Raw genomic sequence first — 13,834 nt, forward strand, 5'->3', positions numbered from 1 at the left:
TCCGTGACGCAAAAGACCTGGATTCACCCCCGGTGAGGTAGGTAATTTGTACGGCATTCCCCGTCCCCCTCCCCGCGGAGTGAGCCGATGACCTCCCGCCACCTGCCCGCGCTCGGCGCCGTCGCCGCCGGTGCCGTCCTGCTGGCCACCGCCTGCACCCCGGCCGACGAGGCCGACCCCGGATCCGGCGGCGGGGCCGCCGTCGAGTGCACCCCCGACGGCCTGCCCACCCTCACCGAGGGAGTGCTCACCATCGGCACCGACAGCCCCGCCTACCCGCCGTGGTTCGTGGACGACGACCCCTCCAACGGGGAGGGCTTCGAGTCGGCCGTCGCCTACGCGGTCGCCCTGGAACTGGGCTACAGCGCCGAGGACGTCACCTGGACGACGGTGGCGTTCAACAGCGCCATCCAGCCCGGCCCCAAGGAATTCGACTTCGACATCAACCAGTTCTCGATCACCGAGGAGCGGGCGCGGGCCGTCGACTTCTCCAGCCCCTACTACGACGTCCGCCAGGTCGTCGTGGCGCTGGCCGGCTCCGAGGCCGCCGAGGCGGAGTCCACCGACGACCTGGCCGGCCTGGCCATCGGCGCGCAGGTCGGCACCACCAGCTACGACACCCTGGTGGAGGCCGTGGACCCGCGGACCGAGCCGCTGGTCTACAACAACAACGACGACGCCAAGCAGGCGCTGGAGAACGGCCAGGTGGACGCGGTCGTCTTCGACCTGCCCACGGCGTTCTACATCACCTCAGCCGAGCTGGAGGACGCCGTCATCGTCGGGCAGCTGCCCCGCACCGAGGAGGCCGCCGAGCAGTTCGGCCTGGTGCTGGACCTGGACTCGCCGCTGACCGACTGCGTCAGCGGGGCCCTGGACTCCCTGCGCGAGCGCGGGGTCCTGGCCGAGCTGGAGCAGGAGTGGCTGGCCGAGGCCGCGGACGCCCCCGAGCTGGCCTGACGTGGCGGCACACGTCCCCGCGCACGTTCCCAGTGCCCTGGAAGCGGAGAGGGCCGCGCTGCGCCGCCGCCAGAGCGTTCGCTCGGTGCTGGTCGGCGCGGTCTCCACCGCCGTGCTGGGCGCCGTCCTGGTGACCGTCGTGGTCGGCTCTCCCGGCTGGGAGAGGGTGCGCGACACCTTCTTCGACCCCGAGGTGGCGGCGGAGGCCCTGCCCGCGGTGCTCACCGGGCTGTGGCTCAACGTGCGGCTGCTGGTGTTCTGCGCCCTGGGCGCGCTGGCCGTCGGCCTGCTGGCCGCGGTGCTGCGCACCCTGCGGGGGCCGGTGTTCTTCCCGCTGCGGGCCCTGGCGACCGCCTACACCTACGGCTTCCGCGGCGCCCCGCTGATCATCGTGCTGTACCTGATGGCGTTCGGGGTGCCCGGGCTGCGGCTGGAGAACACCCCGAGCGTGCTGGTGCTCGGCGGGATCGCGCTGGTGGTCACCTACGGCGCCTACATCGCCGAGGTGTTCCGCGCCGGGATCGAGTCGGTGCACCCCAGCCAGATCGCGGCGGCCCGGTCCCTGGGCCTGACCTACCCGCAGGCGATGCGCTGGGTGGTGCTGCCCCAGGCGGTGCGGCGGGTGTCGCCGCCGCTGCTCAACGACATGGTGGCGCTCCAGAAGGACGTGGGCCTCATCTCGCTGGCCGGGCCCATCGACGCGATCCGCGCCGCGCAGATCGCCACCGCGCAGACCTACAACTTCACGCCGTACATCGTCGCCGGGGTGCTGTTCGTGCTCATGGCGGTCCCGCTGGTGGCGGTCACCGACCAGGTGACGCTGCGGGCGGCGCGGCGCCAGTCCGCGGAGGGGGCCCGGTGAGCGAACTGGACCGGACGGCCAGGATCGAGGGCCCCGCCCCGGTGCTGCGCATGCGCGGGGTGCGCAAGGAGTTCCGCGGCAACACGGTGCTGGACGGGCTGGACCTGGACGTGCCCGAACACGCCGTGGTGGTGCTCATCGGCGCCTCCGGCTCGGGCAAGTCCACCCTGCTGCGCTGCGCCAACCTGCTGGAGCCCGTCACCGACGGGACCATCCACCTGGACGGCGAGCACATCACCGACCCGCGGGTGGACGCGGACCGGGTGCGCCGCCGGATCGGCATGGTGTTCCAGTCGTTCAACCTGTTCCCGCACATGACCGTGCTGGACAACGTCACCCTGGCCCCGCGCCGGGTGCACCGGCGCGAGCGCCGGGAGGCCGAGGAGAAGGCGCGGGAGCTGCTGGACCGGGTGGGGCTGGCCGACAAGGCGGAGGAGTACCCCGACCGGCTCTCCGGCGGCCAGCAGCAGCGGGCGGCGATCGTGCGGGCCCTGGTCAACGGGCCGCGGCTGCTCCTGCTGGACGAGATCACCAGCGCCCTGGACCCCGAGCTGGTGGGGGAGGTGCTGGACCTGGTGCGGGGGCTGCGCGAGGACGGCATGACCATGCTGCTGGCCACCCACGAAATGGGGTTCGCCCGCCAGGTCGCCGACACGGTGTGCTTCCTGGAGGGCGGGCGCGTCCTGGAGCAGGGGCCGCCCGAACAGGTGCTGGGCGATCCGCGCGAGCCGCGCACGCGGCGGTTCCTCCAGCGGATCATCGACTCCGGCCGCCTGTGAACGTTCCCCGCGCCGAACGCGCGGGGAACACTCCGCCCCGGTTCCGAACACCCGGGGAACTCCGCGTTGCCCCCGTTGCGCGGGGAGCGCCGGCCCTGGTGTCATCGACTCCGACCGGCACCACCCGCGCCCCGCGTGCTCACCCATGGTGACCGCGCGACCCCCGTGCGGCGTTCCGGTCGTCGGCACGCCCCCTGTGCCGGACACCGAGAGGAGACCCCCCCTTGCCGCAACGCGCACCCTCCCGCCTGGCGCGCCGGGCCCTGGCCCTGGCCGCCGCGCTCGTCCTCGTCACCCCCGGCATCGCCCTGGCCGCGCCCCCGGCGGCGCTGCCCGCCGCCCACACCGCGGAGGAGGGCCGGTGGCAGCCGGCCTTCGACTACGACACCGACGGCTGCTACCCGACCCCCGCCATCGGCCCGGACGGCACCCTCAACGGCGGCCTGAACACCACCGGCGCCCTCAACGGGAACTGCCGCGACCGGTCCGACCTGGACAACACCAACTCCTACTCCCGGTCCAAGTGCGACCCCAGCGGCTGGTGCGCGTACATGTACGCGCTGTACTTCGAGAAGGACCAGGTGCTGCCGGGCTGCTGCGGCCACCGGCACGACCTGGAGCACGTCGTGGTGTGGGTGTTCGGCGGCCAGGCCCGCTACGTGTCCGCGTCGGCACACGGCGACTACGACACCCGCCCGGCCGACCGGGTGCTCTGGGAGGGCACCCACCCCAAGATCGTCTACCACAAGGACGGCGCGTCCACCCACGCCTTCCGGTTCGCCGCCGGGCACGACGACCCGCCGGAGAACCACTACGGCGTCTGGCAGTACCCGGACCTGGTCGGCTGGGACCACTTCCCGCCCGGCATCCGCGACATCCTGGCCTCCGCCGACTTCGGCAGCGCCCAGCTCGACCTGAGGGACGGCTCGTTCCCGGGCGCGCTGGCCAGGGCCGAGCCCGCGGGCATCGACTTCGACCCCTGGGGGTAGCGGGCGTGTCCCCGCCGCCCCGGGCCGCCCCGGACGTAGTGTTCCCACGTCCGGGGCACGGGGGCCCGGGGGACGGGGGGACATGGACGGCGCGGAACTCGGCACGATGGGCATGCTCCTGGCCCTGCTGGCGGCGGCCCTGCTGGCCCCGCTGCTCGGCGACCGGCTGGCGCGGTGGGTGCTCGTGCCCTCGGTGGTGCTGGAGATCGGCTTCGGGATCGTGCTCGGGCCCTCGGTGCTGGGCCTGGTCGAGGAGAACGAGACGATCACCCTGCTGGCCGACCTCGGCCTGGCCCTGCTGATGTTCATGGCCGGGTACGAGATCGACTTCCGGCGGATCAAGGGCAGGCCGCTGAACCGGGCCCTGCTGGCCTGGGCCTGCTCGGTCGCCCTGGGGCTGGGCCTGGGCTGGGCGGCCTTCGGGGCGTCCCAGACCGCTTTGATCGTGGGCCTGGCACTGACCACGACCGCCCTGGGCACGGTCCTGCCGATCCTGCGCGACTCCGGGGCGCTGGGCGGGGCGTTCGGCACCCGGTTCCTGGCCTCGGGCTCGGTGGGCGAGTTCGGGCCGATCGTGCTGATCGCCCTGCTGCTCAGCGGTTACCGCCCCTGGCAGGGCACCCTGCTGCTGGCCGTCTTCTTCGCCCTGGCCGGGGCGTGCGCCTGGGCGGCCACCCGGCCGCGTTCGGAGTGGTGGGCGCGCCTGATCCGGGCGACCCTGGGCTCCAGCGCCCAGGTGGCGGTCCGCCTGTGCATGGTGGTGATCGTGGCGCTGGTCTGGCTGGCGTCCGCCCTGCAACTGGACGCCCTGCTCGGGTCGTTCGCGGCGGGGGTCGTCATCAAGCTCATGATCACCATCAACCACGGGGAGGAGGCGGAGCAGGTGGAGGCCAAGATGGACGCCATCGGCTTCGGGTTCCTCATCCCCGTCTTCTTCGTGATCACCGGAGTGCGCTTCGACCTGGCCTCGCTGCTGGCCCAGCCGCTCCTGCTGCTGCTCCTGCCGGTGCTGCTGGCGGCGTTCCTGCTGGTCCGGGGCGGACCCGAATACGTGTTCTCGCGCGGGGACGTCCCCGACGACCAGCGCCCCGCGCTGGTGCTGTTCTCGGCCACCGCCCTGCCGCTGCTCACGGTCCTGACCACCATCGGCACCCGCGACGGCGCGCTGGACGGCGCCCACGCCGCGGCCATCGTGGCGGCCGGCATGCTCAGCGTCCTGATCCTGCCCCAGGCGGGCGGCGCCCTGCTGCGCCGGGCCACGGGCGCGGGGCCCGCGGACCCCGCGACCCGGCGCCGCGAGGAGGAAGAGGAGGAGGACTACTGACCCGGCCCGGGCCCGGCACCCCTTCCGGGGCCCGGAGGCCCCGCCGGAGCGCTCAGCGCCAGGACCAGGCCCACAGCATCAGGCACATGAAGACGAAGAAGACCACGATCGCGCTGGTCTTCCAGGGGATGTGGACCCTGGGCCGCAGCTTGCGCACGCCGATGACGAGCAGCACGACCAGCAGGCCCATGACGATGAGGCCGTCCCACGCACCGCTCATGACCTACTCGACCCTTCTGGACGGGGGTGGTCCGGTCACAGGCCCAGGCCGCGCCCCACGATCTCCTTCATGATCTCGGTGGTGCCACCGTAGATCGTCTGCACGCGGGTGTCCTGCCAGGCCCGTGCCACCGGGTATTCCATCATGTACCCGTACCCGCCGTGAAGCTGCAGGCAACGGTCCATCACCTTGTTGCACAGCTCCGTGGTCCACCACTTGGCCATGGCGGCGTCCTCGACGGTGAGTTCGCCCCGGTCGAGCAGGGTCACCGCCCGGTCCACGTAGGTGCGGGCGATGTCGACCTCGGTCGCCAACTCGGCCAGGACGAAACGGGTGTTCTGGAACCGCCCGATAGGGCGGCCGAAGGCGGTGCGCTCCCGGCAGTACTCGATGGTGTGCCGGAGCATGTACTCGGCGGAGGCCGTCGCGCAGACGGCGATGGACAGCCGTTCCTGGGGCAGGTTCTGGAGCAGGTGGATGAACCCCTGGCCCTCCCGGCCGATGAGGTTGGCCGCCGGGACCCGCACGTCCTGGAAGGACAGCTCGGCGGTGTCCTGCGCCTTCATGCCGATCTTGTCGAGGTTGCGGCCCCGCTCGAAGCCCGGGGTGCCGCGCTCGACCACGATGAGGGAGAAGCCCTGCGCCCCGGCCCCGGGGTCGGTCTGGCAGACCACGATGACCAGGTCGGCGTTGATGCCGTTGGTGATGAAGGTCTTGGAACCGTTGATGACCCACTCGTCGCCGTCGCGGACCGCGGAGGTGCGGATGCCCTGGAGGTCGCTGCCGGTGCCGGGCTCGGTCATGGCGATGGCCGTGATGATCTCGCCGCTGGCGAAGCCGGGCAGCCAGCGCCGCTTCTGCTCGTCGTCGGTGAGGTCGACGAGGTAGGGGGCGATGACGTCGTTCTGGAGGGTGACGCCCAGGCCGCTGGCGTGGGCCCGGCACACCTCCTCGTTGACGACGACGTTGTAGCGGTAGTCCTTCAGGCCGGTGCCGCCGTACTCCTCGGGGACGCCGTGCCCGAGCAGGCCGACCTCGCCCGCCCTGAGCCAGACCTCGCGGGGGACGATGCCGTCCTTCTCCCACTGGTCGTGGAAGGGCGCGACCTCCCGCTTGAGGAACTCGGCCACGGCCTCGCGGAAGAGGTCGTGGTCGGCGTCGAAGAGTTCCCGCTTCATGCTTCAGCTCCGAGGGTGTCGTGGATCACGGTTGCCGCCACAGTAACCGAATCGAATTCGGTTTAGAAGAGGGGGGTCCAAGCGGCGGCAAAGTTCCCGTCCTTCCGGGTGTTTCGCGCCTTTCGCGCCCTGCGTCCCTTCCTAGGGTGGCCGCACCGGCACACGGAAGGCGGAGCCGATGGCCCAGACCCGCAGGGAACGGCGCGAGCACCGGGGCGGACGGATCGCGGTGATCATGGCCGCGCTCATGCTCACGGTGCTGCTGTCCGCGCTCGACCAGACGATCGTGTCCACGGCGCTGCCGACCATCGTCTCCGACCTGGGCGGCCTCAACCACCTGTCCTGGGTGATCACCTCCTACCTGCTCGCGGTCACCGCCAGCACCCCGCTGTGGGGCAAGCTCGGCGACCAGTTCGGCCGCAAGACGCTGTTCCTGGTGTGCATCGCCGTGTTCCTGGCCGGATCGGCGCTGTGCGGCCTGGCCCAGGACATGCTCCAGCTGATCCTCTTCCGCGGCCTCCAGGGCATCGGCGGCGGCGGGCTGATGGTGCTGTCCATGGCGATCGTGGGCGACGTCGTCTCCCCGCGCGAGCGCGGCCGCTACCAGGGGTGGTTCGGGGCGGTCTTCGGCGTCTCCAGCGTGGCCGGGCCGCTACTGGGCGGGCTGTTCGTCGACCACCTGTCCTGGCGGTGGGTGTTCTACGTCAACCTGCCGCTGGGCGTGCTGGCGTTCGCCGCCGTCCTGGCGGTGCTCCCCGCCACCCGGCCCGCCGGCCGGCGGACCATCGACTACGCCGGGATCGTGCTGCTGGCCGCCACCGCCGTGTGCCTCACCCTGGTCGCCTCCTGGGGCGGCGCCGTCTACGACTGGGCGTCGCCGCAGATCCTCGTGCTGGCCCTGGCCGGCGTCGCGCTCGGGTTCGGCTGGTGGCTGTCGGCCCGCCGCGCGGCCGAGCCGGTGATGCCGCTGGGGCTGTTCCGCAACCCCGTCGTGGTGATCGCCATGGGCATCGGCCTGTGCGTCGGGTTCGCGATGATGGGCTCGATGGCGTTCCTGCCGCTGTTCCTCCAGGTCGTGCACGGCCAGTCGCCCACCGCCTCGGGGCTGTTCCTGCTGCCGATGGTGGTCGGGCTGTTCCTGACCTCGATCACCTCCGGGCGGCTGGTCACCCGTACCGGCCGGTACAAGCCCTACCCCATCGCCGGGATGGCGGTGACCTCGGTGGGGCTGTTCCTGCTGTCGCGGCTGGGACCGGACACGTCCGAGTGGCAGATGTGGGGCTCGTTCTTCGTCCTGGGGGTGGGCCTGGGGCTGGTCATGCAGGTCGTGGTGGTGGTCGTGCAGAACGGCGCCGACTACGCCGACCTGGGCGCGGCCACCTCGGCCGCCACGTTCTTCCGGTCCATCGGCGGATCGTTCGGCACGGCGGTGTTCGGCGCGGTCTTCTCCGGGCAGCTGGCCGCGAACCTGGCGGCCCGCGCCGGGGAGATGACGCTGCCCGCGGGCGTGGACCCGGCCGCCCTGGAGAGCGACCCGCGGGCCCTGGACGCGCTGCCCGCCCAGACGCAGGCCATGTTCCTCCAGGCCTACGCCGACGCCATCGACGTGGTGTTCCTGTGGGCGGTGCCGGTGGCGCTGGTCGGGCTGGTGCTCGCCGTGTTCCTGCCCGAGGTGCCGCTGCGCACCACGGTCGGGTCGCAGTCCGCCGACCTGGGGGAGTCCATCCCGCCGGTGGCCTCGGGCGGGCGCACCGCCCTGGAGGCCGTCGAGCGGGAGATCTACCGGGCCTGCGGCCACGAGGGGGCGCGGGAGATGTACACCCGGCTGCGCGGCGCCGCGGGGCTGGAGATCTCGCCCCGCGCCTGCTGGACGCTGAGCCACCTGGCGGTGACCGGGCCGCTGCGGGTGTCCGAGCTGGTGGAGATGTCCCACCTGCCCGACGACCGCTGGGAGGCGGTCCACCGGGAGCTGCTGGAGGCGGGCCACCTCACCGGGGAGGGCGAGCCCTGGGAGCTGAGCCCCGAGGGGGAGGCGGCCGCCCGCCGCGTCTTCGAGGCCCAGCGGGAGGCGCTGCGCTCCCTGCTCGACGACTACGACGCGGAGCGGCACCCGGAGGTGGTGGCCGCGCTGGAGCGGATGACCGCCGAGACGCTCGGCGACGAGGGCGACGCGGGCCGCGTGGTCCGCGAGGACCGCCTGTCCTAGGGCGTGTCCGGCGGATGCCTCCGAGCGTTCCGGCGCTCGCGCCGAATGCCGGGAGCGGCCGCGAGGCGATCTCTCGCAGGACGGCCGGCGCGGGTCGGCCCGGATTCGGCCGTCCGAGCGCAGGCGGCGCGGCGGGAGGCGGCCCCGCGGCCGCGACCCGGAATGATCCGCCGAACGCGCCCTAGCCGCCGTCGGTGCCGGGGGCGGTGAGCTCGGGGTAGTAGCGGGCGGCCTCCTCGTCGGCGTCCGCCCAGCGGGAGGCCAGGTGGAGCCAGCCCCACAGGAGCACGGGGACGGCCGCCGTGAGCAGCAGGGCCCACAGCGGCGCCTGCCCCAGGAGGCGGGCGGCCCAGAACCCGGCGGCGAGCGCGCCGCCGCCCGCGGCCCAGGCCAGGGCGCGGCGCCCGGAGGCGAAGGTGAGGAAGAACAGCACCGTGCCCGCGGCCGCGCCGAGGGCCATGGCGACCCCGCTCATCGGCGTCTCCTCTCGTCCGTCCCAGGGCAGCACACCGGGGTGAACAGAAGGGGAAACGGGCGGTGAAGGGGGGCCGGGGTCTTGCCGGATCCACAAAACCGAATACAGTTCGGTTCACAGGAAACGTCACCCAGGCCCTTGGAGGACCCGTGACCGAGGCATACATCGTCGGCGCCGTCCGCACCCCCGTCGGTACGAGGAAGGGCGCGCTGGCCGCCGTCCACCCCGCCGACCTCGGCGCTCACGTGCTCAAGGAGCTCGTCGAGCGCACGGGCGTCGACCCGTCCGCGGTCGAGGACGTCATCATGGGCTGTGTGAGCCAGGTCGGCCCCCAGGCCCTGGACCTGGCCCGCACCTCCTGGCTGTCCGCCGGGCTGCCCGAGAGCGTCCCCGGCGTCACCATCGACCGCCAGTGCGGCTCCTCCCAGCAGGCCGTCCACTTCGCCGCCCAGGGCGTCATGTCCGGCACCCAGGACCTGGTCGTCGCCTCCGGCGTCGAGAACATGGGCATGGTCCCCATGGGCTCCAACGTCCAGTACGCCATCGACAACGGCCTGGGCCTGTACGGCGACGGCTGGGTCGAGCGCTACGGCCTCCAGGAGATCTCGCAGTTCCGCGGCGCCCAGCTCATGTGCGAGAAGTGGGGCTTCAAGCGCGAGCAGCTGGAGGAGTACGCCCTGGAGAGCCACCGGCGCGCCGCCAAGGCCCTGGACGAGGGCTACTTCGACGCCCAGACCGCCCCGCTGGCGGGCGTCACCCGGGACGAGGGCGTGCGCGCCGACACCACCCTGGAGAAGATGGCCGGCCTGAAGCCGCTGCGCGAGGGCTGGGAGCTCACCGCCGCCGTGGCCAGCCAGATCTCCGTGGGCGCCGGCGCCGTGCTCATCGCCTCCGAGCGCGCCGTGGCACAGCACGGGCTCACCCCGCTGGCCCGCATCGTCCAGCTCTCCCTGGTCGGCGACGACCCGGTCTACATGCTCACCGCCCCGATCCCGGCCACGCGGATCGCCCTGGAGAAGGCGGGCCTGGGCATCGACGACATCGACGTCACCGAGATCAACGAGGCCTTCGCCCCGGTCCCGCTGTCCTGGATCGAGGAGCTTGGCGCCGACCCGGCCAAGGTCAACCCCAACGGCGGCGCCATCGCCCTGGGCCACCCGCTGGGCGCCACCGGCGCCGTCCTCATGACCAAGCTCGTCAGCGAGCTGCACCGCACCGGCGGCCGCTACGGCCTCCAGACCATGTGCGAGGGCGGCGGCCAGGCCAACGTCACCATCATCGAACGCGTCTGACCCGCGCCCCCGGGCCGCGCCGCCCCTCCGGGGCCGCGCGGCCCTGCCGTTTCAGCGGCGGGCCAGGGCCGGGCCGCCGGGGCCGTTGGGGAGGCCGAGCCAGGCGGCCATCTCGGCCAGGTGCTCCACCAGCTGCGGCAGGGTCTCGTCCGGGGCGCCGTCCTCCAGCGTGATCCGCTGGGCGAGCAGGGTGCCCGAGGCGCGGTCGGCCTTGAGGTCGACGCGGGCCACCAGGTCCTCGCCGAGCAGGAACGGCAGCACGTAGTAGCCGTGCACCCGCTTGGCGGCCGGGGTGTAGATCTCGATGCGGTACCGGAAGCCGAACAGCTCCTCGGCCCGGTCGCGGGTCCACACCAGGGAGTCGAACGGGCTCAGCAGCGCCCGCGCCTCCACCCTGCGCGGCAACCGGGCGTCCCGGTGCAGGTAGGCGGTGCGGTCCCAGCCCCGGACCCGGACCGGGACCAGCTCGCCGGACTCCACCAGGTCGGCGACGGCCGGGCGCGACTCCGCGCTCTTGAGCCGGAAGTAGTCGCGCAGGCAGGGCTCGGTGGCGATCCCGTGCGCGCGGGCGGCGATGGCCACCAGCTCCCGGTGGGCGTCCGCCTCGTCCGCCAGGGGCGCGGCGTGCACCTCGGCCGGCAGCACCCGCTCGGGCAGGTCGTACCGGCGCTCGAACTGGGAGTTGCGGCCGTTGGAGGTGAGGTCACCGACCCAGAACAGGTACTCCAGGCACTTCTTCACCTCCGACCAGTTCCAGCCCCAGTGGTCCTTGGCGCGCGGCACGTCGTGGGCGAGGGCGGCCTCCACCTCGCGGGCGGTGGCCGGGCCGATCCGCGCGACCTCCTCGTGCACCGCCTTGATCAGCTGCGGCTTCTCCACGTGGACGTTGTTCATCCAGCCCACGTCGGCCCGGGCCCGGTTGCGCTCCATGCGGTACCGCATGAGCTGCCGGGTGGCCGGGGGGACCAGGCTCGCCTCGTGCGCCCAGCACTCGACCAGGCGGGCCGGGCTCGCCTTGGCCGCGGTGGTGGCCGCCCGGTCCAGCAGCGCGGTGTCGTAGCCGCCCAGCCGGGCGAACACCGGCAGGTACTGGCTGCGGGCCAGCACGTTCACGCTGTCGATCTGGATGATCCCCAGGCGGCCCACCACCCGGCCCAGGTGGCCCAGGTTCGGGGTGCCCGCGGGCCGGGGGCCTGCCAGCCCCTGGGCGGCGATCGCGATCCGGCGGGCCTGGGACAGGGACAGTTCCGCGTCGCGGCGGGGGTGCGGTTCGGGCATGCCGAACACGGTAGCCCCCGCCGCCGACAATCCGCGCCTCAGCCCATCCGCCGGTGCAGGTCCTTCTCCCGGGAGGGCCCCGGCCCGGCCGGGGCGATCAGCGGTCCGGGCAGCGACGGGTCGAGCACGCCCTCCTCCAGCCAGGTGTAGGAGTCGTCCATGACCCGGCGGGCCACCTTGCCGTCGATGTCGTCGGTGTTGGACCACAGCCCCTCGAACAGCGCCTCGACCCGCAGCCGCGACTGGCGGCAGAAGGCGTCGGCGAGCTCCAGCGGCGTCGTGCCGCGCTCGGGCCGGGTGTCGGCGTCGTGCCGGGCCCGCACCACCGCCGCGCTCATCGCGAACAGCTCCGCGCCGATGTCCACCACCCGGCCCAGGAACCCCTGCTTGACCTCCATCCTCCCCTGCCAGCGCGTCATCCCGTAGAACGTCGACCGCGCCAGCCTGCGGGCGGCGCGCTCCACGTACCGCAGGTGCCCGGCCAGCGGCCCGAACTCCACGTACGCCGACGGCAGCTGGCCCCGGCCCACGGCCAGCGTCGGCAGCCAGGCCGCGTAGAACCCGGTCGCCCTGGTCAGCGCCCGCGCCTTGGCCGCGCGGTCCGCGTCCGGGTCGATGATGTCCCCGGCCACCGCCAGGTGGGCGTCCACCGCCTCGCGGGCGATGAGCAGGTGCATGATCTCCGTGCTGCCCTCGAAGATCCGGTTGATGCGCAGGTCCCGCAGCAGCTGCTCGGCCGGGATCCCCCGCTCGCCGCGGGCGGCCAGCGACTCGGCGGTCTCGAACCCGCGCCCGCCGCGGATCTGGACCAGTTCGTCGGCGATCCGGTAGGCGTGCTCGGACGCCCACAGCTTGGCGATGGCCGCCTCGATGCGGATGTCCTTGCGCTTCTCGTCGGCCATCCTGCTCGCCAGGTCGAGCATGGCCTCCATGGCGTAGGTGGTGGCGGCGATGTAGGAGATCTTCTTGGCGATCTCCTCGTGCCGGCCGACCGGCCGCCCCCACTGGACCCGCTCGCGCGACCACTCGCGCGCGATCCCGACCGCCCACTTGCCGGCCCCCACGCACAGGGCGGGCAGGGACAGCCGGCCCGTGTTGAGCGTGGACAGGGCGATGCGCAGCCCCTGCCCCTCCTCGCCGATCCGGTTGGCGGCCGGCACCCGCACGTCGTGCAGCCGGGTGACGCCGTTCTCCAGCCCGCGCAGGCCCATGAACCGGTTGCGCCGCTCCACGGTGATCCCGGGGGAGTCCCCCTCGACCACGAACGCGGTGATGCCGCCCCGGTGCCCAGGCCCCTCCGGCACCCGCGCCATGACCACCAGCAGGTCGGCGACGACGCCGTTGGTGGTCCACAGCTTCACCCCGTCGAGCCGGTAGCCGGTCCCGTCCTCGGTGGGCACTGCGGTGGTCCGCAGCCGGGCGGGGTCGCTGCCCACGTCGGGCTCGGTGAGCAGGAAGGCGCTGATGGCGTCGCGGGCGCAGCGCGGCAGGAACTCCCGCTTCTGGGCCGGGGTGCCGAACATGGACACCGGCTGGGGCACGCCGATCGACTGGTGGGCGGACAGCAGGGCGCCGATCGCCGGGGACACCGAGCCGACCAGGGTGAGGGCGCGGTTGTAGTGCACCTGGCTCAGCCCCAGGCCGCCGTACTCGACGGGGATCTTCATGCCCAGCGCGCCCAGATCGCGCAGTCCGGCCACGACCTCGTCGGGGATGCGTTCCTCGCGTTCGATGCGCTGGGCGTCGATCCCCTCGCAGAAGTCGCGCAGCCGGGCCAGGAAGGCGTCGCCGCGCTCGTCGTCCTCCCGGTCGGGGACGGGCATCGGGTGGATCAGGTCCAGGCGTAGGCGGCCCAGGTACAGCTCCTTGGCGAAGCCGGGCAGGTCCGAGGCGCCCTCGCGGGCCTGCTCGGCCACCGCTCTGGCGCGACGCTCGTCGATCTCGGGTGCGGTGGGGTCGGGGGTCTGCGCTCGGGCTTCGGGATCGGCCGCGGACATGGTCGTCACCTCGTCCTGGAAGGGGTCTGGGTGTGGCCTGCATCACAGCCCTACCCGGAGGCGGGCGCGCCGACGCACGGCGGGCCGGCCCCGGTGCCGGGGCGCGGCGGCCGGGCAAAAACCTTGGGCGAAATGCGAACCTCGGAGCCCGCTCGGCCGTCCTACGGGGCGCGACGGAAACAACCGGGCATGTGCTGGGAGTCCCGTCCTGGGCCCGGTGCGGAGGACGGCCGCACCGGGCCCGCCCGTCACCCTCCACCACCCTCAAAGGACGGCC

Annotated in this window: 12 protein-coding genes; 7 read left to right on the forward strand and 5 right to left on the reverse strand. The window is 73.2% G+C overall.

All coding sequences use genetic code 11. The features are described 5' to 3' along the window. The first annotated feature begins 87 nt into the window (after nucleotides 1-87). From KGD84_RS03840 to KGD84_RS03860, 5 genes are all read left to right on the forward strand, one after another. Complete coding sequence (locus tag KGD84_RS03840) at nucleotides 88-957, forward strand: ABC transporter substrate-binding protein (protein WP_220564739.1); 870 nt, start codon at nucleotides 88-90, stop codon at nucleotides 955-957. Nucleotide 958: 1 nt separating this feature from the next. After that, complete coding sequence (locus KGD84_RS03845) at nucleotides 959-1,819, forward strand: amino acid ABC transporter permease (protein ID WP_220564740.1); 861 nt, start codon at nucleotides 959-961, stop codon at nucleotides 1,817-1,819. Further along, nucleotides 1,816-2,598 carry an amino acid ABC transporter ATP-binding protein gene (locus KGD84_RS03850; RefSeq protein ID WP_277615501.1) on the forward strand — a complete coding sequence of 261 codons (783 nt, stop codon included), beginning with the start codon at nucleotides 1,816-1,818 and terminating at the stop codon, nucleotides 2,596-2,598. The genes KGD84_RS03845 and KGD84_RS03850 overlap by 4 nt, the downstream gene beginning before the upstream one ends. A 224-nt stretch (nucleotides 2,599-2,822) precedes the next feature. After that, entirely contained in the window at nucleotides 2,823-3,587 is a 765-nt protein-coding gene (locus tag KGD84_RS03855; protein ID WP_255647029.1) for an NPP1 family protein, read from the forward strand. An 82-nt stretch (nucleotides 3,588-3,669) separates the two neighbouring features. Further along, nucleotides 3,670-4,911 carry a cation:proton antiporter gene (locus KGD84_RS03860; RefSeq protein WP_220564741.1) on the forward strand — a complete coding sequence of 414 codons (1,242 nt, stop codon included), beginning with the start codon at nucleotides 3,670-3,672 and terminating at the stop codon, nucleotides 4,909-4,911. 52 nt (nucleotides 4,912-4,963) lie between these two features. Here KGD84_RS03860 and KGD84_RS03865 read toward each other — a convergent pair whose 3' ends face one another. Together KGD84_RS03865 and KGD84_RS03870 are read right to left on the reverse strand one after the other, a co-directional pair. Beyond that, nucleotides 4,964-5,131: a hypothetical protein gene (locus tag KGD84_RS03865; protein WP_220564742.1), complete on the reverse strand. Its 168-nt coding sequence runs from the start codon at nucleotides 5,129-5,131 to the stop codon at nucleotides 4,964-4,966. A 35-nt stretch (nucleotides 5,132-5,166) separates the two neighbouring features. Continuing rightward, nucleotides 5,167-6,309: an acyl-CoA dehydrogenase family protein gene (locus KGD84_RS03870; protein ID WP_220564743.1), complete on the reverse strand. Its 1,143-nt coding sequence runs from the start codon at nucleotides 6,307-6,309 to the stop codon at nucleotides 5,167-5,169. Nucleotides 6,310-6,487: 178 nt separating this feature from the next. Here KGD84_RS03870 and KGD84_RS03875 point away from each other — a divergent pair, with 178 nt between their 5' ends. Beyond that, complete coding sequence (locus KGD84_RS03875; RefSeq protein WP_220564744.1) at nucleotides 6,488-8,515, forward strand: MDR family MFS transporter; 2,028 nt, start codon at nucleotides 6,488-6,490, stop codon at nucleotides 8,513-8,515. 181 nt (nucleotides 8,516-8,696) lie between these two features. Here the strand turns inward: KGD84_RS03875 and KGD84_RS03880 are convergent, their stop codons facing one another. Beyond that, on the reverse strand, nucleotides 8,697-8,990 hold the full coding sequence (locus KGD84_RS03880; RefSeq protein ID WP_220564745.1) for a hypothetical protein: 294 nt from the start codon (nucleotides 8,988-8,990) through the stop codon (nucleotides 8,697-8,699). Nucleotides 8,991-9,139: 149 nt separating this feature from the next. Here KGD84_RS03880 and KGD84_RS03885 point away from each other — a divergent pair, with 149 nt between their 5' ends. Then, on the forward strand, nucleotides 9,140-10,282 hold the full coding sequence (locus KGD84_RS03885) for an acetyl-CoA C-acetyltransferase (protein ID WP_220564746.1): 1,143 nt from the start codon (nucleotides 9,140-9,142) through the stop codon (nucleotides 10,280-10,282). A 51-nt stretch (nucleotides 10,283-10,333) separates the two neighbouring features. Here the strand turns inward: KGD84_RS03885 and KGD84_RS03890 are convergent, their stop codons facing one another. Together KGD84_RS03890 and KGD84_RS03895 are read right to left on the reverse strand one after the other, a co-directional pair. Further along, nucleotides 10,334-11,560, reverse strand: coding sequence for a winged helix-turn-helix domain-containing protein (locus KGD84_RS03890; RefSeq protein ID WP_220564747.1), 1,227 nt, complete (start codon nucleotides 11,558-11,560; stop codon nucleotides 10,334-10,336). Between the two features lie 38 nt (nucleotides 11,561-11,598). Then, a complete protein-coding gene (locus tag KGD84_RS03895) occupies nucleotides 11,599-13,557 on the reverse strand; it encodes an acyl-CoA dehydrogenase family protein (protein WP_220564748.1) in 1,959 nt (652 codons plus the stop codon). Nucleotides 13,558-13,834 lie beyond the last annotated feature (277 nt).

It is taken from the genome of Nocardiopsis changdeensis (assembly GCF_018316655.1).
Taxonomy (GTDB): Bacteria; Actinomycetota; Actinomycetes; order Streptosporangiales; family Streptosporangiaceae; genus Nocardiopsis; species Nocardiopsis changdeensis.

What these genes read in the sequence shown, in the direction of transcription:
- KGD84_RS03840 (WP_220564739.1), top strand. Translation starts at nt 88, where the DNA reads ATGACCTCCCGCCACCTGCCCGCGCTCGGCGCCGTCGCCGCCGGTGCC.
- KGD84_RS03870 (WP_220564743.1), bottom strand. Translation starts at nt 6,309, where the DNA reads ATGAAGCGGGAACTCTTCGACGCCGACCACGACCTCTTCCGCGAGGCC.
- KGD84_RS03865 (WP_220564742.1), bottom strand. Translation starts at nt 5,131, where the DNA reads ATGAGCGGTGCGTGGGACGGCCTCATCGTCATGGGCCTGCTGGTCGTG.
- KGD84_RS03895 (WP_220564748.1), bottom strand. Translation starts at nt 13,557, where the DNA reads ATGTCCGCGGCCGATCCCGAAGCCCGAGCGCAGACCCCCGACCCCACC.
- KGD84_RS03875 (WP_220564744.1), top strand. Translation starts at nt 6,488, where the DNA reads ATGGCCCAGACCCGCAGGGAACGGCGCGAGCACCGGGGCGGACGGATC.
- KGD84_RS03880 (WP_220564745.1), bottom strand. Translation starts at nt 8,990, where the DNA reads ATGAGCGGGGTCGCCATGGCCCTCGGCGCGGCCGCGGGCACGGTGCTG.
- KGD84_RS03860 (WP_220564741.1), top strand. Translation starts at nt 3,670, where the DNA reads ATGGACGGCGCGGAACTCGGCACGATGGGCATGCTCCTGGCCCTGCTG.
- KGD84_RS03890 (WP_220564747.1), bottom strand. Translation starts at nt 11,560, where the DNA reads ATGCCCGAACCGCACCCCCGCCGCGACGCGGAACTGTCCCTGTCCCAG.